Annotated in this window: 16 protein-coding genes; 2 read left to right on the top strand and 14 right to left on the bottom strand. The window is 51.1% G+C overall.

The window, feature by feature from the left end; genetic code table 11:
• Positions 1–75 precede the first annotated feature (75 nt).
• Positions 76–2511, top strand: a complete 2436-nt coding sequence (locus AB447_RS09480) for a heavy metal translocating P-type ATPase (protein ID WP_057957536.1) — start codon at positions 76–78, stop codon at positions 2509–2511.
• A gap of 142 nt (positions 2512–2653) precedes the next feature.
• Here AB447_RS09480 and AB447_RS09475 read toward each other — a convergent pair whose 3' ends face one another.
• The 14 genes from AB447_RS09475 to AB447_RS09415 all read right to left on the bottom strand — a co-directional run bounded on the left by AB447_RS09475 (position 2654) and on the right by AB447_RS09415 (position 18697).
• The gene (locus AB447_RS09475; protein ID WP_048353291.1) at positions 2654–3505 is read right to left on the bottom strand and encodes a tagatose bisphosphate family class II aldolase; all 852 of its coding nucleotides are present in this window, start codon (positions 3503–3505) and stop codon (positions 2654–2656) included.
• 26 nt (positions 3506–3531) lie between these two features.
• Positions 3532–3990 (bottom strand): PTS sugar transporter subunit IIA, encoded by a 459-nt coding sequence (locus AB447_RS09470; RefSeq protein ID WP_048353290.1) that lies wholly within the window; start codon positions 3988–3990, stop codon positions 3532–3534.
• 6 nt (positions 3991–3996) lie between these two features.
• Positions 3997–5400: a PTS fructose transporter subunit IIC gene (locus AB447_RS09465; RefSeq protein WP_048353289.1), complete on the bottom strand. Its 1404-nt coding sequence runs from the start codon at positions 5398–5400 to the stop codon at positions 3997–3999.
• A 14-nt stretch (positions 5401–5414) separates the two neighbouring features.
• Positions 5415–6329: a 1-phosphofructokinase gene (pfkB, locus tag AB447_RS09460; RefSeq protein ID WP_048353288.1), complete on the bottom strand. Its 915-nt coding sequence runs from the start codon at positions 6327–6329 to the stop codon at positions 5415–5417.
• A gap of 85 nt (positions 6330–6414) precedes the next feature.
• A complete protein-coding gene (locus AB447_RS09455; protein WP_048353287.1) occupies positions 6415–7200 on the bottom strand; it encodes a MurR/RpiR family transcriptional regulator in 786 nt (261 codons plus the stop codon).
• A gap of 182 nt (positions 7201–7382) precedes the next feature.
• A complete protein-coding gene (locus AB447_RS27620) occupies positions 7383–7658 on the bottom strand; it encodes a four-helix bundle copper-binding protein (RefSeq protein WP_479370970.1) in 276 nt (91 codons plus the stop codon).
• 42 nt (positions 7659–7700) lie between these two features.
• Positions 7701–8630, bottom strand: coding sequence for a metal ABC transporter substrate-binding protein (locus AB447_RS09450; protein ID WP_048353286.1), 930 nt, complete (start codon positions 8628–8630; stop codon positions 7701–7703).
• 29 nt (positions 8631–8659) lie between these two features.
• The gene (locus AB447_RS09445; protein ID WP_048353285.1) at positions 8660–9520 is read right to left on the bottom strand and encodes a metal ABC transporter permease; all 861 of its coding nucleotides are present in this window, start codon (positions 9518–9520) and stop codon (positions 8660–8662) included.
• Positions 9520–10263, bottom strand: a complete 744-nt coding sequence (locus AB447_RS09440) for a metal ABC transporter ATP-binding protein (protein WP_048353284.1) — start codon at positions 10261–10263, stop codon at positions 9520–9522. Before AB447_RS09440 ends, AB447_RS09445 begins: the two co-directional genes overlap by 1 nt.
• Before the next feature lie 210 nt (positions 10264–10473).
• Complete coding sequence (locus AB447_RS09435; protein WP_048353283.1) at positions 10474–13407, bottom strand: glycoside hydrolase family 3 protein; 2934 nt, start codon at positions 13405–13407, stop codon at positions 10474–10476.
• A 15-nt stretch (positions 13408–13422) separates the two neighbouring features.
• The gene (gene yicI, locus AB447_RS09430) at positions 13423–15732 is read right to left on the bottom strand and encodes an alpha-xylosidase (protein ID WP_048353282.1); all 2310 of its coding nucleotides are present in this window, start codon (positions 15730–15732) and stop codon (positions 13423–13425) included.
• Between the two features lie 19 nt (positions 15733–15751).
• Positions 15752–16570: a carbohydrate ABC transporter permease gene (locus tag AB447_RS09425; protein WP_048353281.1), complete on the bottom strand. Its 819-nt coding sequence runs from the start codon at positions 16568–16570 to the stop codon at positions 15752–15754.
• A 2-nt stretch (positions 16571–16572) separates the two neighbouring features.
• Positions 16573–17463, bottom strand: a complete 891-nt coding sequence (locus AB447_RS09420) for a carbohydrate ABC transporter permease (RefSeq protein WP_048353280.1) — start codon at positions 17461–17463, stop codon at positions 16573–16575.
• 16 nt (positions 17464–17479) lie between these two features.
• Positions 17480–18697: an ABC transporter substrate-binding protein gene (locus AB447_RS09415; RefSeq protein ID WP_048353279.1), complete on the bottom strand. Its 1218-nt coding sequence runs from the start codon at positions 18695–18697 to the stop codon at positions 17480–17482.
• A gap of 269 nt (positions 18698–18966) precedes the next feature.
• Here AB447_RS09415 and AB447_RS09410 point away from each other — a divergent pair, with 269 nt between their 5' ends.
• Complete coding sequence (locus tag AB447_RS09410) at positions 18967–21078, top strand: heavy metal translocating P-type ATPase (protein ID WP_057957535.1); 2112 nt, start codon at positions 18967–18969, stop codon at positions 21076–21078.
• Positions 21079–21178: the final 100 nt, after the last annotated feature.

Below are 21178 nucleotides of genomic sequence, written 5' to 3'. Positions count from 1 at the left end.
GAAAACGCGCGCTTTTCAAGCGCGGTTTTTTCTGCTGAATATATACCCAATAGGGGTATATAAGGAGTGAACGATATGAGCGAACGCAAAGAAGCTACACTTCAAATATCAGGAATGACGTGCGCCGCGTGTGCGGCCCGAATCGAAAAAAGCTTAAAAAAGCTTGACGGGGTTGAGGATGCAAATGTGAATTTGGCGCTGGAAAAATCGAAAATCGTCTATGACCCGGCGCAAATCGGAGTCGGACAGCTGGCTGAAAAGGTTGAATCGCTCGGCTACCGCGTACCGGCCGAAAAAGCCGAGTTTGCGATTTCAGGAATGACGTGCGCGGCCTGCGCGAACCGGATTGAAAAACGGCTGGAAAAACTGCCCGGCGTAGAGAGCGCACCTGTCAATTTTGCCCTTGAAACAGTGTCGGTTGCATATCTTCCCGGAGCCGTGACTGTCGATGATATGAAAGAAGCGATCGAAAAGCTCGGCTACAAGCTTGAATTAAAAGAAGACCAAAGTGCGGACGGCGCTCTTGAGCAGCGGAAAAAAGAGATTCAGCAACAGACAGGAAAATTTATTTTTTCCGCGATTTTGTCTTTTCCGCTGCTTTGGGCGATGGTCAGCCATTTCAAATTCACGTCATTTATTTGGCTGCCCGGCATGCTGATGGATCCGTGGGTGCAATTGGCCCTGGCTACGCCGGTACAATTGATCGTCGGCAGACAGTTTTACGTCGGCGCCTATAAAGCGCTGCGAAACAAGAGCGCCAACATGGATGTCCTCGTCGCGCTCGGGACGTCGGCAGCTTATTTTTACAGTCTTTATATCAGTATTGCAAGCCTCGGAACCAATCGGCATCCGGAGGGTCTCTATTATGAAACAAGCGCGATCCTGCTGACGTTGATCGTCCTGGGTAAGCTGTTTGAAGCGAAAGCGAAAGGCCGTTCATCCGAAGCGATCAAGAAACTGATGGGGCTGCAGGCAAAAACGGCGACCGTCATCAGAAACGGCGAAGAAATGACAGTGCCGATCGAACAAGTGCTGGCGGGCGACATCATGCACGTCAAACCTGGAGAAAAAATTCCGGCTGACGGAGAGATCGTCGAAGGCCGCTCAGCCCTGGATGAATCGATGATTACCGGTGAAAGCATCCCCGTCGACAAAGCGGCTGGTGATAAAGTCATCGGCGCGACGATGAATAAAAACGGCTTTTTGAAAATCAGAGCCGAAAAAGTAGGGAAAGACACGGCTTTGGCGCAGATTATCAAAGTGGTCGAAGAAGCGCAAGGATCAAAAGCGCCGATTCAGCGGCTTGTCGACCGGATTTCCGGGGTTTTTGTGCCGATTGTCGTTACGATTGCCATCATCACGTTTTTCGTCTGGTATGTGTTTGTCAGTCCCGGCGAATTCAGCACAGCGCTTGAAAGTCTGATCGCCGTGCTCGTCATCGCTTGTCCGTGCGCACTCGGACTGGCAACGCCGACTTCGATCATGGCAGGTTCCGGACGCGCAGCCGAATACGGCATTTTGTTCAAAGGCGGGGAGCATTTAGAGACGGCTCACCGCATCGATACGGTCGTTCTCGATAAAACGGGAACGGTCACAAACGGAAAGCCGGAGCTTACGGATGTACGCCCTGCATCATGGCTGAATGAGACCGAGTTTCTCAAATTGGCCGGATCGGCTGAAAACCGTTCTGAGCATCCGCTTGCCGAAGCGATCGTTGAAGGTGTCAGACAAAGAGGGATCGATGTTATCGATGCAAGCAGCTTTGAAGCGATACCCGGATACGGTATTGAAGCTACCGTCGGCGAACAGCAGGTGCTGATCGGGACGAGACGCCTTTTCGAACGGCAGGGGATCGACGTCTCCAGCGTTCTCGGCGAGATGGAGAAGCTCGAAGCACAAGGAAAAACGGCGATGCTTGCGGCAGTCGGCGGCCGGTATGCGGGATTGATTGCTGTGGCGGACACGATCAAGGATACGTCAAAAGCAGCGATCAAAAGGCTCAAAGGTATGGGGCTTACGGTCGTCATGATCACCGGAGACAACCGCCGGACGGCTGAAGCGATTGCCGCCGAAGCGGGAATTGAGCATGTGGTAGCCGAGGTGCTCCCTGAAGGAAAAGCGGAAGAAATCAAAAAGCTTCAAGCGCAGGGGAAAAAAGTCGCCATGGTCGGCGACGGCATCAATGATGCACCCGCCTTGGCGGCGGCCGATACCGGAATGGCGATCGGCACCGGGGCAGATGTCGCAATGGAAGCGGCCGACATTACGCTGATCCGCGGCGATTTAAACAGCATCGCCGACGCGATCATGATGAGCAAGCTCACGATCAAAAATATTAAACAAAACCTGTTTTGGGCGTTCGCTTACAACAGCATCGGCATTCCGTTCGCCGCGCTCGGATTGTTGGCCCCGTGGGTTGCCGGCGCTGCTATGGCATTCAGCTCTGTATCGGTTGTTCTCAATGCCCTCAGACTGCAAAAGGTGAAACTCGATTGGAGGAATCCGTCTTGAAAAACAGAAACGTGCTGATCTGGGCCGCTTCGGCGATCGTTTATATCGGGCTTGTGATCGGCGTGTACAGCATGTGTTCAGGCTAAATAGAGAAGAAAAACAGGCACGCGCAACAAGCGGGCCTGTTTTTCTGTTTGCAGAGTTAATATCTTCCGTTGCTCATGCACATATAAATTTTTTCTTCGACGATCTTTTTCATCGCTTCTTTCGCGGGAGCCATGTATTTTCTCGGATCGCTCGCATCGGGATGTTCGTTTAGAAAACGGCGCAGCTTATCGGAAAACGGGATTTTTAATTCTGTCGCGATGTTTACTTTGGCGCACCCCAGTTCGATGCACCTGCGCACGTCCTGTTCGGGAATGCCGGATGCGCCGTGCAGCACGAGCGGGATCGAGACGCGTTTTTGGATGTCGGCCAGCCGGTCAAAATCGATTTTCGGCTCTGATGCATAAAGGCCGTGGGCCGTGCCGATCGCAACGGCCAGCGAGTCGATCCCTGTCCTGTCGACAAATTCCTTCGCCGCATCCGGATCGGTGTAATACGCGTCTGCCTCATTCACGACAAGATCGTCTTCCTGTCCGCCGAGCCGTCCGAGCTCCGCTTCGACGGTGGCGTCTTTTTGCTTTGCATACTGAACGACTTTCTCTACGATTGCGGCATTTTCTGCAAACGGATGATGGGAAGCATCGATCATCACAGACTTCGTTCCCAACTGCAAAGACTCGCGAATATCATCGATTTCTTCGTGATGGTCAAGATGGAGGGCGACAGGGATCGTGCAGCGCGCCGCGGCGGTCTCTGCAATCGCCTGGATGTAATCGCGTCCGGCATAGCTGAATGTTCCCGGTGTAGCCGCAAGAATCACAGGAGACCTGAGGGCTTCCGCCGTTTCTGTCACAGCCTGCACGGTTTCGAGATTATGAATGTTGAAGGCTGGGACAGCATAGCCGTTTGCCTGTGCGTCCAGCAGCATTTTCTTCGTATTTGTCAGCATTCCGATTCCTTCTTTCTAAAAAGAATTTAAGATAAATAGCTTGCGATGGTGTGCTGAATGTCTTCAGAGCTCTCCGCCTTGAGCAGCAGTTTCCTCACGTCTTCGTGAACGAGCATGCGGGACAGGGATGACAATAGATTCAGATGCGTGCTGTTTGCCTCGGCATCAGGGATGAATAGCGCAATGATAAACGTGACGGGGCTTCCGTCAAGAGAATTCCATTCGATCCCTGTTTCGTTTTTGATGATCAATACGGCCGGTTCTGTGATATCCTCAAGCTTTGCGTGAGGGATGGCGAATCCGTCGATAAAGCCGGTCGTGCTTTCTGCTTCCCGTTTCGAAAGTCCGTTCAAGACGGCTTGTTTTGTTGCGGCAACTCCTGATTCGAAAGCAATCTGAGCGAGCCGGTCAAAAGCTTCGGCTTGCGAGGACAATGCTTCATGAAGATAGATGTGTTCTTTTTTTAAAAAAACTGCTGTGCTCATGTTGGATCAGCCTTTCTCCGTTTTTTCATATGTCCGTTTTTGATAAAAGCCGTACAGGAATGCCCCGATGAGCGATCCGATGACAATCGACAGCACCCATTGAAACGCTCCGTTTACGACGGGAAGGACGAGGAATCCGCCGTGCGGGGCCGGGACTTGAACGGCGAACGAATACGTTAAAATCGCCGATACCGACGAACCGATCATCAAAATCGGGATGACAGGGATCGGTTTTTTTGCGGCGAACGGGATTGCACCTTCGGTAATATGGGTGGCGCCGAGAATAAAATTGACAAGCCCCGCATTCCGGTCCTGCTGGCTGAAATACTTCCGGAAAAACAAAGTCGCAAAAGCAATGACGAGGGGCGGTGTGATGCATGCGGCAGAAACGCCTGCCATAAAATATTGGTTCCCTTCGGCAAGGAGCGCGGTCCCTGTGACGTACGCCGCTTTGTTGACCGGTCCCCCCATGTCAAACGCGGACATACAGCCGATGATGAGGCCGAGGATGACGGGGTTCGCTCCTTGAAAGTCGGCTAAAAAATCTTTCATGCCTTCATTGATGGCGGTCATCGGCTCCACCAATACGAACATGACGGCTCCGATAAGGAAAATGCCGAGAACGGGATAAAGAAAGATCGCTTTTAATCCTTCAAGAGATTGCGGCATGTTTTTCAATACATAGGATAGGCCGAAGATGATCAGCCCGGCTAAAAACCCGGAGACGATTCCGCCCAAAAAGCCGGCTCCGCCCGTGCTTGCGATCATTCCGCCGATAAAGCCGACGATCAGCCCGGGGCGTTTGGCCATCGAATCGGCGATATACGCCGAAAGGATCGGAACCATCAGCTGGAAGCCGACGGCCCCCGTTTTGTTTAACAGTTCGGCAAACGCATTGTAGCTTGGATGCTTAGGATCGGCAGAATGGATGCCGAAGAGAAACGAAAGCGCGATCAACACCCCGCCGCCGACGACAAACGGGAGCATGTGGGAAACGCCGTTCATCAAATGCTTGTATATTTTCCGCCCGGCCGAGCCCGACTCGCTGACATTGATGTCAGCTTCTGTTTTTTCGGCGTCTTGTATGCCGTAAACATTCGCTTTTCCGTCGATAATCGTCTGAATGAGCGCCTCCGCATCCCGGATTCCGCGGGCGACGGGAACGTCGAGGACGGGCTTGCCTTTAAAACGCTCGGCGCCCACATCCTTGTCTGCGGCAATGATTACGCCGTCGGCCTGTTTGATGTCGGCAGCCGTCAGCTCATTTTGCACGCCGACCTGGCCGTGAGTTTCCACTTTGATGTCTACGCCCAGCTTCGCGGCGGCCTGTTTTAAAGCCTCTTCCGCCATAAATGTATGGGCGATACCGGTCGGACATCCTGTCGCAGCGATGATTTTGATGTTTGCCATGCTGAAAACCTCCTTTATAAATGGGTGATCCTGATTTGTGAAACCGTCTCATCGAGCCTGGATAAATCGCCGAGCCCTTTTGCAAATGCCGTCAGCGCTCCTGCGGCAGACGCCTGTTTTAAAGCGTCTTCAAGAGGCATGCCGAGCTCCTGTTTGCCGATGAACACTGCCAGCATCGCGTCGCCCGCACATGCGGTATTGACGACTTTGCCTTTGGCGGATGTCACCTTTAATGTCTTGCTTCGGTCAAGATATATCGCGCCGTCTTTTCCGCGGGTGACGAGGACCCGCTCGGCTCCCCGGCTGAGAAGCTTGCCTCCGTAATGGATCACTTCTTCTTCTGACAACGCTTTCTTTTGTCCGAAAAAAGCGGCCAGTTCCTGTTCATTCGGCTTGATCAGGTAGGGGCGGTAGGGAAGGCAGTCGAGAAGCGCCGGCGAGCTGATATCCAACACAAGCTTTATCCCCCGTGTTGCGGCAATGTCGGAAAGAACCGGATAAATGCTTTCCCTGATGCCTTTTGGAAGACTGCCGGAAATGAATAAAAAATGCCCTGAGGGAATCTTCCGTATTTTATCAGTCAATTCTTGCGTCTTGGTTTCTGATATGAACGGGCCTTTGTTGACGATTTTGAATTCGCGGTCTGAGTTGATAAAAATATTAATCCGGGAAATGCCGTCAACCTTTACAAAATCGGTCGCGATGTTTTCTCTCTTCAGCTCATCTTCGATAAAGCGCCCCGTGAACCCGCCGGTAAAGCCGAGCGCCGTATTGTCGAGGCCGAGGCGCTTGAGCATAAAAGAAATATTGACGCCTTTTCCGTTTGGCTGGTAATCTTCATCTTTCGTGCGGTTGACAATGTCGGGAAGCAAATCGTCTGTTTCAACAAACAGATCAACGGCGGTATTCATCGTGCATGTATAGATCATGTTGTTCCCCCCTTTATCTATGACTTCACAGACATTATGTCACAGATAAAAGGGGGAATGTTTACAAGCTGTGTAAAGGTTTTCATCAAGACGTTTCGTGCGAGGTGCGAATCACGTATGAATCGAGCATAATGCGGGAGAGGACTTGCAGGGGCAGGCGGGAGCGGACTTCATAATCAGGAAAAAACGATTGTTCTCCTTTGAAACCGATGAGCACGATCTCCGACAGTTTGGCGAGCCGCGAGTCGACTCTCGTTGTCAATGTGACTGAGGAGATCGATTGCATTTTGAAATTTGTAGCGGCTTCGACCAGTTCTTCCGTTTCGCCGTTCAATGAGACGAATAAGCCGAGATCCTTTTTGGTGAGCGTTTTCGATTTGCCCCTGATGATGTTCGGATCGCTGTGCATCTCGACGTTTTTTCCGAGCAGCTGAAGCTTGATGGTCATCTCTGTGCCGATCATTTCAGACAAGCCTCTTGCAAAAATATATATTTTTTCGGCATTGCTGATTTTTTGAATGGCATCTTCAATAAGGCCGATATCAAGCATTTTGATCGTGTCGAGGACTTCCCGTTCATTTTTGAGCACAGCCTGTTTGATTTGGCTGTCGATGTCATCCATGAGGGGAGTATGTCCGAGCTGATGGCTTTCCTTTAATGCATATTTAAACGAAGTGTAGCCGTCATAGCCAAGCTTTTTCATTAACCTGACGATCGTGGCAGTTGAAACATTGGCATTTTCGCTTAATTTGACGATGGACTGGGTTGAGATCAGGTCAAGGTGCTGATAAATATACTCAAGCAGGTGCCGTTCCGAATCGCTGAGCGTCTGATATGTGTCAGAAGTCATTTGAAACAAGCCGTCTTTCATGTTCAAACCCCCTTTTATAGTCATATTGTATCAGTTTGGAAGGGGGAGAAGGCGAAAAAAACAAAATAAAAAACCCGGTGCTGTCCCCATGCTCTGGGCACACCGGATTTTTCCCTTTATGTTATGAGGCCAGTTTTCGGCACGCCTCCGCGCAGGCAAAACAGCTCCTGAACGAGCGTCTCTCAGTGATTATCTAGTGCAGACTGTACTCGTTGCCAACCTTTCGCACACAATAAGCAGATGTCTTCAGCGTACGGGCTGTTTCGCGTCATCGCCTGAACGGCGGTATTGCACATGTCGGCGCATTGCCTGTCCAGGAGGATGCATATTCGGCCATTATGCTCGCGTCTAATTAAACATATGTCAAAGCTGTTGCAGCGCTGAAGACGCTCCAGGCACGCTTTGATGCATTCAGCATAGGATTCATTTTCCGTTTCATTGTGCCTGGCACCCTGCATAAGCGTTCTGCAAAAGAAAAAACCTGCTGTTAAAGCAGGTTGTCACTCGGCGAGTCCTTTATGGATGCGGTCAAGGTTTTCTTTCATCATCTTATAATACGAATCTCCCGCTTCACCCGGTTTACCGATGGAATCGGTAAATACTTTTCCTTTGATCGGCACGCCGGTTTCGGCTGACACGCTTTCCATGCTGCGCGGATCAACGCTTGTCTCTACGAATAAAGCCGGAACCTTCTTTTTCTTCACCGTATCGACGATTTTTTTCATCTGCCCCGGGGTGCCTTCGTTTTCCGTATTAATTTCCCAAATGTACCGGGCGTCCACACCGTATGCCGAAGCAAAATATTTAAAGGCGCCTTCGCTTGTCACGAGGATGCGGCGTTCTTCCGGAAGGTCCTTAAAGCGGTCTACCGCTTCGTCGTGGAGCTTTTCGAGCTTTTTGATATATGCCGCAGCGTTTTTTTCATAGTCTTCTTTATGGGCGGGGTCGTTTTTCATCAGCGCATCACGCGCGTTTTTTGCATATTGAATCCCGTTTTGAATGTCGAGCCAGGCGTGCGGATCTTCTTCCGTTTCTTTTCCTTCAGATGTGAGGTGCTTTGCCTGAACGCCTTCGCTCAGTTTGAAGACAGGGGCGTCATCGCCCGCTTTTTCGGCCGTTTCAAGGAGCTTCGTAAACCAGCCGTTTCCTGTTTCGAGATTAAGGCCGTTGTAAAAAACGATATCGGCATCCGTCGTCTTTTGGACGTCTTTTGGCAGCGGGTCGTATTCGTGCGGATCGGTGCCGACAGGGACGATGCTGTGCAAATCGATGTGATCGCCTCCGATGTGTTTGACGATGTCATACAGGATCGAATAGGTGGTCACGACCTTCAGTTTTCCGTTTTCTCCACTGCTGCTTTTTGAGGAGCAACCGGCGGCGAGAAGCAGAATTAAGGCCGCCAGAATCGCTAATTTTCGCTTGAACTTCATGTCCTGAATGTTCCCCCTTTGTTTTTAGATTAATGTTGAAGCGCTGCTCTTTTCCTTCTTGTTTTCAATGATCTCCACAGGACGCCTTGTTTTGGCGAAAACATAAAGGCGAGGCCGAAAAGAATCGTAGCGACCAGCACAATCGCCGCTCCTGATGAAAGGTTGTACGTATAGCTCAGACCCAGGCCGATGACCGCTGACAAAGCGCCGAAGAAAGCGGCCAAATAGATCATCACCCACAGCCGGTCGGTCAATAAATAGGCGGTCGCGGCAGGAGTGATCAGCATCGCCACGACGAGAATGATGCCGACGGTCTGGAGCGATGCGACCGTCACCATCGTCAAAAGCGCCATTAAAAAGTAGTGGATCAGCCGGTTCGGCAAACCGTAGACGGCGGCCATCGTCGGATCGAACGAGGTGATCAAAAGCTCTTTGTAGAACAGAAAGACGGCTGAAAGGATCACGATCCCGATCGCAAGCGTGACCCACATATCCGATGAACGGACGGCCAGAACGTTGCCGAATAAAATGTGATACAGGTCGCTTGAGCTTTTTACAAGCGTGATCAAGATGATGCCGACCGCGAAAAAGGCCGTAAATACGATGCCGATGGCCGAATCGTTTTTGATCCGGCTGTTTTGGCTGACATACCCGATCCCAAGTGCGGTCAGGATGCCGGTAAAAACGGCTCCGAAGAAAAAGTTGACGCCGAGCATATAAGAGATCGCGACCCCGGGCAGGACCGCGTGCGAAATGGCGTCGCCCATGAGCGCCATTCCGCGCAGGATGATAAAGCAGCCGATCACCCCGCATATGACGCCGACCATGATCGACGTGAACAGCGATTTTTGCAAAAAGGAGTATTCCATCAGACCGTTTATGAATTCCATCAGATCGCCCCCCGTTTCGTCTGGAGAAATGGAAGCTGGGCTTCATAGGCTTTCATCATAACTTCAGGATCGAGAATGTCTGAGACAGGGCCTTTTTGAATCAGCGTTTTGTTCAGCAGGATCAGCTCATCGAAGTAGCTGTCCGCTTTCGTCAGATCGTGATGGACGACGAGGACGGTTTTTCCTTGGTCGCGCAGCTCCTTTAAAATCGCGACGATCGTCTCTTCGCTTGTCACGTCGATGCCGACGAACGGTTCATCAAGGCAAAACAGCTCGGCTTCTTGCGCGAGCGCCCGCGCGAGAAACACGCGCTGCTGCTGGCCGCCCGACAGCTCGCCGATCTGGCGCTTTGCGAAAGCCTCCATCCCGACTTTTTCCAAGCAGTGATGCGCCCAATCTTTGTGGCGTTTTTTCGGACGGCGGAGAAGCCCCAGCTCAGGGTATGTGCCGAGTAAGACCGTATCGAGGACATTGATGGGAAACGTCCAATCCATGTCGTTTCGCTGGGGAACATAGGAGACGCTCTTGCGAACGTTCTTCAAAGGTCTTTCAAGGAGACGCACTTCGCCTTTATCTCTCGGAATCAAATCGAGTATCGCCTTCAGAAGCGTCGATTTGCCGGCGCCGTTCGGCCCGATGATTCCGGCCATCTTCCCTTGCTCGATCGAGAAACTGATACCTTGAAGCGCCTCGGTTCCGTGGTATGACACGTATAAATCCCTAACGGTGAGAGCGTGTTTCATAGCTTTTTAGGAACTCCTTTCGATGTGAAATTATCTTTATCCAATAATTTTAGCTTGGCAACTCTTTTGTTACCTTGAGACGTTTTTTTTACCTAATGCAACTTTTGTTTGAATTTTAATACAGATCCTTCGACTTGTAAAGTTCAAAAATTTCTAAATAAAGGACGAAAGCCATGCAGGAAGCGCTGCATGGCTTTGTGAATTTTTTCTTCACCGGTGAAATTGAAACGTATCAAGCGCCGTTTTTCCTTTGAAAACGAAATAAACGTCACGGGTGCCTGTCGTTTTGGAGAGCTGGGCTTTGATCGTTTTCCAGTTTTCAAGGCCGGAGGTGTCGGGGACGTTCAGCGAACCGATCTTTTTCCCTTTCACCGGGCGATCCAGGTAAATATCGATGTTTCCGCCGCCTTTGCTTGACACAGCAGCTTCAAAGCGCTTTTCTCCTTTCAAGCGTACATGGCGGAAGGCGATCCAGGAATTCTCTGTTACGCTTTTGACCGCGTCACCGCCGCGTTTCGCTTCTTCAGTGATCCGAACGCCTTCGTAGTCATCGTAATTTTCGGCTTTCGTCTTTTGGCGCAAATTTCGCTGTGGAATGGCTTCACCGTGAACCGGAATTCGTTTCGTCAGGCGGATATCCTTTGAGGAGCTGCCGATATTGATGCTGTACGGGCCTTTTTCGACGGCGAATTTTTCTCTTGTCACGTCCCAAAAAGCGAGATCCGTTTGTTTTAGCTTAAATGTCACCGTTTTCGTTTCGGCAGGCGAAAGGGTGATGCGCTGGAAGCCTTTCAGGTCTTTCCGTGGCTGTTTGACCCTTGTTTTAAAATCGGGCGCGGTATAAAGCTGAACGACTTCATCGCCTTTTCTCTTCCCCGTGTTTGTGACCTTGAAGCGAATCGTGACGCTTCCGCCTGTTTTAAGGCTTGCCGGGGAAACCGTCAAGCCGTGATAGCGAAACGATGTATAGGACAATCCGTGGCCGAACGGATACAGCGGCCGTCCGTCAAAATATTTGTATGTCCGCTTCCCTTTAATAATGTCGTAGTCCATCATATCGGGCAGTTCCTTGACGGATGCATGCCACGTCTGCGTTAATCGCCCTCCGGGGGCTTCATCGCCGAAGAGGATGCCTGCGAGCGCACTGCCTGCTTCCTGTCCGCCGTGTGCCGTATACAAAATTGCGGGTACGTGTTTATCGGCCCAGTTCAGCGCGAACGGATAGCTGCTTGTCACGACGAGCACGGTGTTCGGATTCGTTTTTGTGACGGCTTTTATGAGCTCTTCCTGGGCGGGAGGGAGTGCGATGTCATTGCGGTCCTGTGTTTCCCTGCCGTTGATATAAGGGTTGTTTCCGGCAAACACGACGGTCTTGTCAGCCGTTTTTGCCAATTCCACGGCTTCCTGGACTGCGGTTTTGACGACGGTTTTTTCGAATTTTTCCGCCGCTGTCAGCGGTGCATCTGCGGAGGCCGTTAGCGTCCCGTCTATCCCGGCTTTGACGTATTTGCCGTTCGCGGTGTTTTTCATGGCGTACGTCCTGTCAGGCTGTTTTTCAAGCTGAAAGGTTTCTTTGACCGTCCAGCCGTTTGGCTGCTTTTGGTCAGGTATTAAGCGGCCGTCATCCTGAAGCGAGACATAGCGGCCGTTCGCTTGGGCGCGAAGCGTGTGTACGCCGTCTCCCCAGTCGGCCAAATCGAATGTTTCGTGTTTTTTCAATTCAGCGGAATCTGCTGTGAGCGGCTTTTTTCCGTTTTGATCCGCTGTCACGAATTTTCCTGTCAGCACCGATTTGAATCCGCTCTGCTCGATTCCTTCCGCGAAGGAGACGCATTTTTTGCCGATTTTGTCTGTTATGCCGTCAAGCGGGATTACTTGGTAAGGCATCGTCCCGCTGTACCAATCCTCATAGAGCACATTCGCGAACGGGCCGATCACCGCGATGTTTTCATCCGCACGAGGGTTGAAAGGGAGCAGTTGTTTGCTGTTTTTGAGCAGCACGATTGATTTTTCCGCGGTTTTTTTCGCGAGCTTTTGGTGCGCCGGGCTGTTGATGACGTCATCTGTCAGGCGGCTGTACGGACTCAGCTCATCGGGATCGAATTCGCCCGTGCGGAAGCGGATGCTGAACGTGTTTTTCAAGGCATGATCCAGGTCTTTTTCAGAAATCAGCCCTTTTTGTAAGGCGCCCGAGATCGCGGCCTTTGTCAGCGCGGGATTTTCTCCCTGGTCTGTGAAGCTGTCGATGCCCGCTTTCAGAGCATGTGCATGTGCTTCTTCGTGGTTATCGTAATAGCGGTGATCATTGACGATCCCGGACGGGTCAAACGCGGCGCTGACGATAAAGAAGTGCTTTCCCGCCCACTTATTTTTGACGGTGCTTTTTAGAAGCGGACTTAAAATGGAGGGCTTATCATTGATCGAATTGTAAGCGGGTATCAGGCTGTATGCGGCTTTTTCAGAAATCACCGTTTGAAACGGCTTGATGTAATATTCGTGCAAATTCCGCGGGTCGATGCTGGAAGAGCTGAAACCCCGGTCTGTTTCATTGTTGTAGCCGAGAAAATGCTTCAATGTTGGAACCGTTTTCAAATAAAAGGGGTGGTCGCCCTTTAAGCCTGACGCATAGGCGGATGCTATTTTTCCGGTTAAAAAAGGATCTTCTGAATAGCCTTCTTCATTTCTTCCCCATCTTGGATCCCGAAGCAAATCGACGACAGGGACCCATACATTAACCCCGTTCGCTGCAGGATGAAGATGGTGAAACCCGCGGACTTCATCTCCGACCGCAGAGCCGGCCCGCTTGACCAAAGCCGGATCCCAAGTGTGCGCAAGGCCGACAGCCTGCGGAAAAACGGTCGCTTCTCCGAGCCAGGCGACGCCGTGCAGCGCTTCTGTACCCGTTTTGAAAGCGTTGATTCCGAGGCGGGGAATCGCGGGCTGATACTGGTGCATGAGCGATACTTTTTCATCAAGCGTAAGCCGCGACACGAGGTCTGTAACCCTTTTTTCCATGGAAAGGCCGGGGTTTTGAAACGGGTTGTCGTACGCCGGCTCCGGTTTAGCCGCCGCGGGGTGCGGCAGGCTGAAACCGAGGGCGGAAGCGATGATGCATACCGCGGTCATGCGGACTATTTTCAGCATGGTTTCACTCCTTTGCTAGAAAAAAATGACGACATCGCGATGCTCTTCCTTCGGCTGAATCGCCGTTCCTTCTTGAAGGGCTTCTGAAGCTCCGTTGATGACGGTGCTGACGGACGGATGATTGCGAAGGATCAAGCGCCATTTCTTTTGCACGCCCGTCGTTTTAACGGTGATCGTGTTTTGTTTTCTGACAGCCTTGATCGTCATCGTTTGTTTTTCATTATAGATTGTCTGTTCTGCCGAACAGCCGTCTTTTAAATGGTAGAGGCAGAATTCGACACCGTCGAGATAATCGTAGTCTGGCCGGTCAGACACATCCCCGAGCGGAAGCAGGGTGTTTTCCCGGACGAACAGAGGCAGCCCCATGTAGCCGTACTGCTCTTGTTTCCACTCTCCGCCTTCCGTCTCTTTCCCTGTTAACAAGTGTGTCCACGTTCCTTTCGGGAGGTAATAGGAGACAGCGCCGTTTTTTTGAAAAACCGGGGCGACGAGCAGGCTTCTGCCGAGCATGTATTGTCTGTCGAGCCAGTCGCACGTCCGGTCTTCAGGAAATTCGAGCAGCATCGCCCGCATGACCGGAATGCCTTCAAGGTGAGCTTCATAAGCGGCGGCATACAAATACGGCATCAGCCTGTGCTTTAATTTGACAAAATACCTCATCACGTCTGACGCTTCTTCGTCAAACAGCCACGGCACCCTGTACGATTCGCTGCCGTGGAGGCGGCTGTGCGTCGACAGCAGTCCGAATGCCGTCCAGCGTTTATACAAATCGGCAGAAGCCGTGCTTTCAAATCCGCCGATATCATGGCTCCAAAATCCGAAACCGGAAAGGGAGAGGGACAGTCCGCCGCGAAGGCTTTCCGCCATTGAATCATAGCTTGCAAAACAGTCTCCGCCCCAGTGAACGGGGAATTGCTGGGAGCCGGCTGTTGCCGATCTGGCAAACACGACGGCTTCCTGTTCGCCGCGTTTTTCTTTCAGGAGGTCGAACACGGTTTTGTTGTACAAAAATGAGTAATAGTTGTGCATTTTTTCGGGATCTGACCCGTCGAAATAGACGGCGTCCGCCGGAATTCTTTCGCCGAAGTCGGTCTTGAAGCAGTCGACGCCCATCTCCAGCAGACCTTCAAGCTTTGAACAGTACCAGTCGCGCGCTTTCGGGTTTGTAAAGTCAACGATCGCCATTCCGGACTGCCAGCGGTCCCACTGCCACACATCATCCCGGCCGTTTTTTAGAAAATAGCCGTTTTCTTTGCCTTCGTCAAAAAGCTTCGACTTTTGTCCGATATAAGGGTTGATCCAAACACAGATTTTGAGGCCCTTTTCCTTCAGGCGGCTGAGCATCGCTTTCGGATCTGGAAAAAACCGCTCATCCCATTCAAAATTGCACCATTCGAATTCCTTCATCCAAAAGCAATCAAAATGGAAGACGCTGAGCGGGATATCGCGCTCTTTCATTCCGTCGATAAAACCGGTGACCGTCTTTTCCGAATAATCGGTTGTAAAAGATGTCGACAGCCACAGCCCGAAGGACCAGGCGGGCGGGAGAGCCGGCTTGCCCGTTAACATCGCGTAACGCTTTAGCACGTCCTTCGTCCCGCTGCCGCCGATGATAAAATAATCGAGCTCCTCGCCTTCGACGGAAAATTGCGCTTTTGAGACGACTTCTGAACCAATTTCATAGGAGACGAGTTCAGGGTGGTTGACGAACACCCCATACCCTTTGTTCGACAAATAAAATGGGACATTTTTATACGCCTGTTCGGTGCTCGTTCCGCCGTCTCTGTTCCAAATGTCAACGGATTGGCCGTTTTTCACAAAGGCCGTAAAGCGCTCCCCGAGGCCGTAAATCGTCTCACCGACCGCGATGTCAAGCTGCTCCCTCATATAAGTCCGGCCGTCATCCGCCGAAATATAGGCGAGGCTGTTCGGAGCGCTGCCCGTCAGCTTCTCCGCCTCACGTGAAAATCGATATCCCCAGCTGCTTTTGTCCACTTTTACGGACAGGCTGCCGCTTTGGAGCGTTAATGTGCCGGCATCTTCTGTAATAAGCGGCTTCATGTCTGTCGTACAAAGCTCAAAATCCGGCTTTTTCCGGGTTCTCCCTTTATAGTGGAAAACCTGGACGCGGATCACGTCTTCAAGAGGGCTTGAAAACTTGACAGTCAGCATCCCGGTATCGAGCGTATCCCCCCTTTTCCGGATGTCTTTGACAGGTCCGTACACTGTCAGTGACCGTCCGTCAATCCGGTGATCATAGGCTTCCTTTGGCGTATTGATCATAAAGCCGTCCCGGGTGAGCCAGTAGCCGTCGGAAAACTTCATATTGCAACAACCCTTTCTTTTACTTAATCGAACCGCTGACAAGCCCTTTGACAAGCTGTTTTTGCAGCATGACAAAGATCAAGATGACAGGCAGAACGGAAATGACGGCGAACGCCATCAGATCGTTCCACTCGATTCCGTATTGGCTGATCACATTGTAGACGCCGGCCGTTAATGGCCACAGCTCCTGGTTTCTGTTAAACGTCATGCTGAAAATCAAATCCCCCCACGCAAAAAAGAAAGAAATAGCGCCGCTCACGGCAATTCCCGGCATCGCAACGGGCAGAATGATGCGGATAAAAGCCGTCAAACGGCTGCATCCGTCAATTTTGGCGGCATCTTCAAGATCCTTCGGAATTCCGAGGAAAAAGGTTCTGAGCATCAAAACCGAAAAAGGAATGCCGAGCGTTGCCGCCGACAAAATCGGACCGATGTACGTATTCAAGACGTTCAGCTTGCTGAACACGATAAACAGAGGCGTCAAAATGACGGTGGCCGGCAGCATTTGTGTGATGAGAAACAGCAAAATCAAAAGCTTCCTGCCGCGGACTTGAAAGCGGGCCAAGCCGTAGGCGGCAGGAACTGAAAGGAGCAGGACGATCGCGGCCGCAGCCCCGGAAATGAGCAGGCTGTTCATGAAGTGTCTGACTGCGCCTTCTGCGAACACCGCTTGAAAACCGGCGGTCTGAAATGTCTTCGGCCACAGAGAAGGCGGTGTTTCAAACAATTCGGCCCCTGATTTAAAAGCGGTGACGATCATCCAGTACACGGGAAACAGGAAAACCGCCGCAATCAAGATCCCGGCACTATTAAGGAACCATTCCTTCCGTTTCGGCATGATCACATCACCTCATCTTTTTTAATCAGTCTTACATATACGAGGCTGACCAAAAGGAGAATGACAACCAGGACATTGGCGCTGGCCGCTCCCATGCTGAACTGGAATTCGTCAAAGGAATAGCGGTAGCTGACGGTTGAAAGCACTTCTGTCGAATGAACGGGGCCGCCTCCCGTCATGACGAAGACAAGGTCGAATACTTTGAACGTGTAAATAAAGCCGAGCATCATGACGACGGTGATCACCGGGCGCAATAACGGTATGGTGATGTACATCAATTTCTGAAAGCCGCCCGCCCCGTCAAGGCTGGCGCTTTCGTATATGTCCTCCGGCAGTGAGCTGAGCCCCGCGGAAATGAGCAGCATATTGAAAGGAATCCCGACCCAGATATTGGCGATGATGACAGACCAAATCGCGATATCGGGGTTTGACAGCCACGGTAACGGGCTGTCGATGATCCCCCATGACAAGAGAAGCTGATTGAAGATTCCTTCGCTTGAAGCCATCATGAATTTAAACAAAAGCGCCGTAACCGTCAGCGGTATCAGCCAGCTGACCATCATCAGGCCCCTCAGGAACGGGGCGAGGCGAAATTTCATGCTGAAAAAGAGCGCCAGCAAAAAGCCGATCGCAAATTGAAATATGACGCTTCCAGCCGTGTATATAAGCGTGTTTTTCAAGGAAACCCAAAATACGTTTTCTTGGGCAAGCCGTTTATAATTCTCAAATCCGATGAAGCTCGCATCATGAGAGGCCATATTTGAAAGGGACAAGTTTTGAAAGCTGAGCAGCAGATTGTAGATTAACGGATAGCCGATAAGAGCGAGCATAAAAAGAACCGCCGGAAACAAAAAGAAATACCCTTCCCATTTTCGGACGTACGCTTTGATCATGATCAAACTCCTTACCTTAGCGTAATGCGCTGATTTTTTGGGCGGCATCGCCCAGCGCATCTTCCGGCGTTTTGCTTTCGCTTAATGCTTCCTGAAGAGCCGTTTGCAGCGCTTCGGAAATCTTCGGCCAGTCTTTCGAAGGGCCCCGAGCAGAAGCGATATCCATAATCGGGATGAAGGCTTTTAGATTCTGATCGGTTTTCCAATGATCGGATTGTTCAATAATATCCCTCCGCGGCGGGAAAACGCCGGTTTCTGCAGTCAGCGCCTCAAGCCGCTTCGGGTCGAGAAGCCAGGTGATGAAATCCCAGGCGCCGTCGGTGTTTTTCCCTTTGACGGCGGCAATGTTCTCCCCGCCGAGCGCCGAAGCGTATTCTTTATCTTTTGGGATAAAGGTGATGCCGTAGTCTAATTGTTCCGCTTCTTTTAACCGTTCAATGTTCCAGGAGCCGTTGATCATCATTGCCAGCTGTCCGGCCGCAAACTGTCTGGCCAGGTCATCCTGCGTGGCATTTAAGACGTCTTTGTCCATTGATCCGTCCTTTACTAAATCGGTTAAAAAACGAAGGGAAGAAACCGCTTTCTCTGATTGCAGCCCGTCGATGCCAGCGCCGGAAGACAGGAGGAACGGATAAAATTGAAAAGCGCCTTCCTCCGATTTGGCGGCGGACATCGCGAAGCCTTTCGTATGCCCCTTGCTCAATTTTTGTGCCGCCTTTCTCAGCTCTGCCCACGTTTTCGGAGGCTCCGCCACTCCGCCATCGCGAAAGAGATCTTTGTTGTAGAACAAGGCGAGCGCATTGCTTGCAAAAGGAATTCCGTAATATTTGTCTTCATAACGGGCGGATGACAGCGGACCGTCGTAAAACTGTCCGGTCTGTCCCCATTTTTCAATTCTGTCCGTCAAATCTTCCAGAACCCCCATAGCGGCGAATGAAGCATTGTCAACATTGTCGAGAAAAACGGCGTCAGGCAGCGCATTTCCCGCCGCGCCGACGGACAGCTGCTTTTTCACTTCATTGAACGGAATATACTCTGTCACTACTTGATAGCGGTCTTGTGATCGGTTGTACTGGTCGACAAGCTTATGATACAGCTCCTGCTGTTTGCCTGTGAAATAATCCCAGACCTTCACCTCTTTTGCCGTCTTTGAATCTTCGCCGTTGCTCTTGCAGCCTGCGGAGAGAAAAAGCAGACAAACGAGGCAGAGCATCAAAAAGCGTTTTTTTCTCATGAAGATCCACTCCCTTAACTGGACTGATCGTGAAGAAAAAGCTTGTTAGTTTAATAGCTAAACTAAGTATATTTGGGGGATGCTTCCAATATGCCACCTGAGTTTCGGCAGCACGAAAGCGGGGTAAACGGTGAAGCAGCAAATATCAGCGCTTTAGCCGATTGACACATTTTCGAACAGAAGCATATAATAGGAGATATATAATATATGCGTATATGTTCATATATAAAATAAATCATCCCGGCTTTTGAAAAAGAAAGGTGAGATAGATGGAAAAAGTGAAGCAGGAATATATGTTAAACGGTCTCGACTGCGGAAACTGCGCCCGGAAAATTGAAGATGGAGTCGCCGGCATGAAAGGAATCGAGACATGCTCGGTCAACTTTGCAACAAGCACCCTTACCGTAACGGTCGAAGGGAACAGCGGGGGCAATATGTCCTCTGAAATCACAAAAAAAGTGAATGCCATAGAGCCGCACATCAAAGTTGTGCCGAAAGAAGGGGCGCCGGGGAAAGAGGCGGAAGGCGATAACAGCATGCAAAAAACGATTGCAAGGCTTGCCTTTGGAACGGCCCTCGGTGCGGCCGGGTTTCTTGTTCCCGCAGGCGGGATCGCGGAATGGCTTCTCTTTTTCCTTGCTTATCTGATCATTGGCGGTGATGTTGTTTACAGAGCATTCAAAAACATCCTTCAAGGCCGGGTCTTCGATGAGCACTTTTTGATGACCATTGCCACTGTCGGGGCGTTTATTATCGGGCAGTATCCTGAAGGCGTGGCGGTCATGCTGTTTTATCAAATCGGGGAGCTGTTTCAGGGAGCCGCTGTCAACCGTTCGCGCAAATCGATCAGCGAGCTGATGGATATCCGCCCGGATTACGCCAATTTGAAAACGGCAGACGGAACGGTCAAAGTATCTCCTGAGACGGTCGCTTGCGGCGATGTCATTATCATCAGGCCGGGGGAGAAAATTCCCCTTGACGGCAAGGTTGTCGAGGGAAGATCGATGGTTGACACATCGGCTTTAACGGGAGAATCCGTGCCGAGGGATATCGCGCCCGGCAAAGAAGTGCTGAGCGGATTCGTCAATAAAAACGGCGTATTAGAAGTGGAAGTCGAAAAAGAATATCACGAATCGACCGTTTCGAAAATCCTCGACCTGGTTCAAAACGCCGGCAGCAGAAAGGCGAAAACCGAAAACTTCATTACGAAATTTGCGAAATACTATACGCCGTTCGTCGTCATCGTTGCTCTTCTTTTGGCGTTTGTTCCGCCGCTTATCGTCCCAGGCGTCTCGCTGTCGGATTGGGTGTACCGGGCGCTCGTCTTTCTCGTCATTTCGTGTCCGTGCGCGCTCGTCGTTTCGATCCCGCTCGGCTTTTTCGGCGGCATCGGCGCTGCGTCAAAAGCCGGCATTCTTGTGAAGGGCAGCAATTATTTAGAAGCGTTAAACGATGCGAAATATGCGGTGTTTGACAAAACAGGCACACTGACAAAAGGGGAATTTGCCGTCGTCAAACTGTCTCCGGCCGGAAACGGGACGGAAGAAAAGCTGCTCGCATATGCGGCGGCTGCCGAATACCACTCAGGACATCCGATTGCAGAATCGATCCGCGAAGCATACGGAAAGCCGGTTTCTCCGGAAGACATCAACGGCTACAGTGAGATGCCGGGGTACGGCGTCAGAGCGGTCGTGAACGGAAAAAGCATTTTGGCCGGAAACGCCAAGCTCATGAAGAAGGAAAACATCCGCTATCAGGAAGATGATGGAGTCGGAACCGTAATTTATGTAGCGGCAGACGGCGCGTTTATCGGTTCGATCCTGATTGGGGATGATCTGAAGGAAGATGCCGAACAGGCGATTTTTTCCTTGAAAAAAGCGGGCATTAAAAAGACGGTGATGCTTACGGGAGATGCAAAAGAGGTCGGCGAGGCCGTCGGAAAGGCGCTTGCCATCGATGAAGTGCATGCGGAGCTTCTTCCACAGCACAAGGTTGACCTGATTGAAGAGCTTGACAAAGTGAAGCTTCCGAAAGAAAAACTGCTTTTCGCCGGGGACGGGATCAACGATACGCCCGTATTGGCGAGGGCGGACATCGGAATCGCAATGGGCGGACTCGGCTCGGATGCAGCGGTGGAAGCCGCGGATATCGTCATCATGACCGATCAGCCGTCAAAAATCGCAGAAGCGATTCAAATCGCCAAGCGGACGAGGACGATCGTCTGGCAAAATATTATATTTGCACTGGGCGTAAAAGGCGTTTTCCTCATCCTTGGCGCTTTCGGCATCGCCACGATGTGGGAAGCCGTATTTTCGGATGTCGGTGTGACGCTTCTCGCCGTGTTAAACGCAATGCGGGTATTAAATGTCGAAAAAATGTAACATTTTCACCGCCTTAAGAACTGGAAAAACGTTTTTTCGCGTCTTCACGAATACGGCTTGACTTGTTAAAATGAAAGAGATTATGAAACTGATGAAAATG

The sequence above is a fragment of the Bacillus glycinifermentans genome (genome assembly GCF_001042475.2).
Lineage (GTDB): Bacteria > Bacillota > Bacilli > Bacillales > Bacillaceae > Bacillus > Bacillus glycinifermentans.
Note: the sequence above shows the minus strand (reverse complement) of the source record. Positions and strands in the feature narration are given on the sequence as shown.

What these genes read in the sequence shown, in the direction of transcription:
- AB447_RS09410 (WP_057957535.1), top strand. Translation starts at nt 18,967, where the DNA reads ATGGAAAAAGTGAAGCAGGAATATATGTTAAACGGTCTCGACTGCGGA.
- AB447_RS09480 (WP_057957536.1), top strand. Translation starts at nt 76, where the DNA reads ATGAGCGAACGCAAAGAAGCTACACTTCAAATATCAGGAATGACGTGC.
- yicI (WP_048353282.1), bottom strand. Translation starts at nt 15,732, where the DNA reads ATGAAGTTTTCCGACGGCTACTGGCTCACCCGGGACGGCTTTATGATC.
- AB447_RS09415 (WP_048353279.1), bottom strand. Translation starts at nt 18,697, where the DNA reads ATGAGAAAAAAACGCTTTTTGATGCTCTGCCTCGTTTGTCTGCTTTTT.
- AB447_RS09450 (WP_048353286.1), bottom strand. Translation starts at nt 8,630, where the DNA reads ATGAAGTTCAAGCGAAAATTAGCGATTCTGGCGGCCTTAATTCTGCTT.
- AB447_RS27620 (WP_479370970.1), bottom strand. Translation starts at nt 7,658, where the DNA reads ATGCAGGGTGCCAGGCACAATGAAACGGAAAATGAATCCTATGCTGAA.
- AB447_RS09455 (WP_048353287.1), bottom strand. Translation starts at nt 7,200, where the DNA reads ATGAAAGACGGCTTGTTTCAAATGACTTCTGACACATATCAGACGCTC.
- AB447_RS09435 (WP_048353283.1), bottom strand. Translation starts at nt 13,407, where the DNA reads ATGCTGAAAATAGTCCGCATGACCGCGGTATGCATCATCGCTTCCGCC.
- AB447_RS09470 (WP_048353290.1), bottom strand. Translation starts at nt 3,990, where the DNA reads ATGAGCACAGCAGTTTTTTTAAAAAAAGAACACATCTATCTTCATGAA.
- pfkB (WP_048353288.1), bottom strand. Translation starts at nt 6,329, where the DNA reads ATGATCTATACATGCACGATGAATACCGCCGTTGATCTGTTTGTTGAA.
- AB447_RS09425 (WP_048353281.1), bottom strand. Translation starts at nt 16,570, where the DNA reads ATGCCGAAACGGAAGGAATGGTTCCTTAATAGTGCCGGGATCTTGATT.
- AB447_RS09465 (WP_048353289.1), bottom strand. Translation starts at nt 5,400, where the DNA reads ATGGCAAACATCAAAATCATCGCTGCGACAGGATGTCCGACCGGTATC.
- AB447_RS09440 (WP_048353284.1), bottom strand. Translation starts at nt 10,263, where the DNA reads ATGAAACACGCTCTCACCGTTAGGGATTTATACGTGTCATACCACGGA.
- AB447_RS09420 (WP_048353280.1), bottom strand. Translation starts at nt 17,463, where the DNA reads ATGATCAAAGCGTACGTCCGAAAATGGGAAGGGTATTTCTTTTTGTTT.
- AB447_RS09475 (WP_048353291.1), bottom strand. Translation starts at nt 3,505, where the DNA reads ATGCTGACAAATACGAAGAAAATGCTGCTGGACGCACAGGCAAACGGC.
- AB447_RS09445 (WP_048353285.1), bottom strand. Translation starts at nt 9,520, where the DNA reads ATGGAATTCATAAACGGTCTGATGGAATACTCCTTTTTGCAAAAATCG.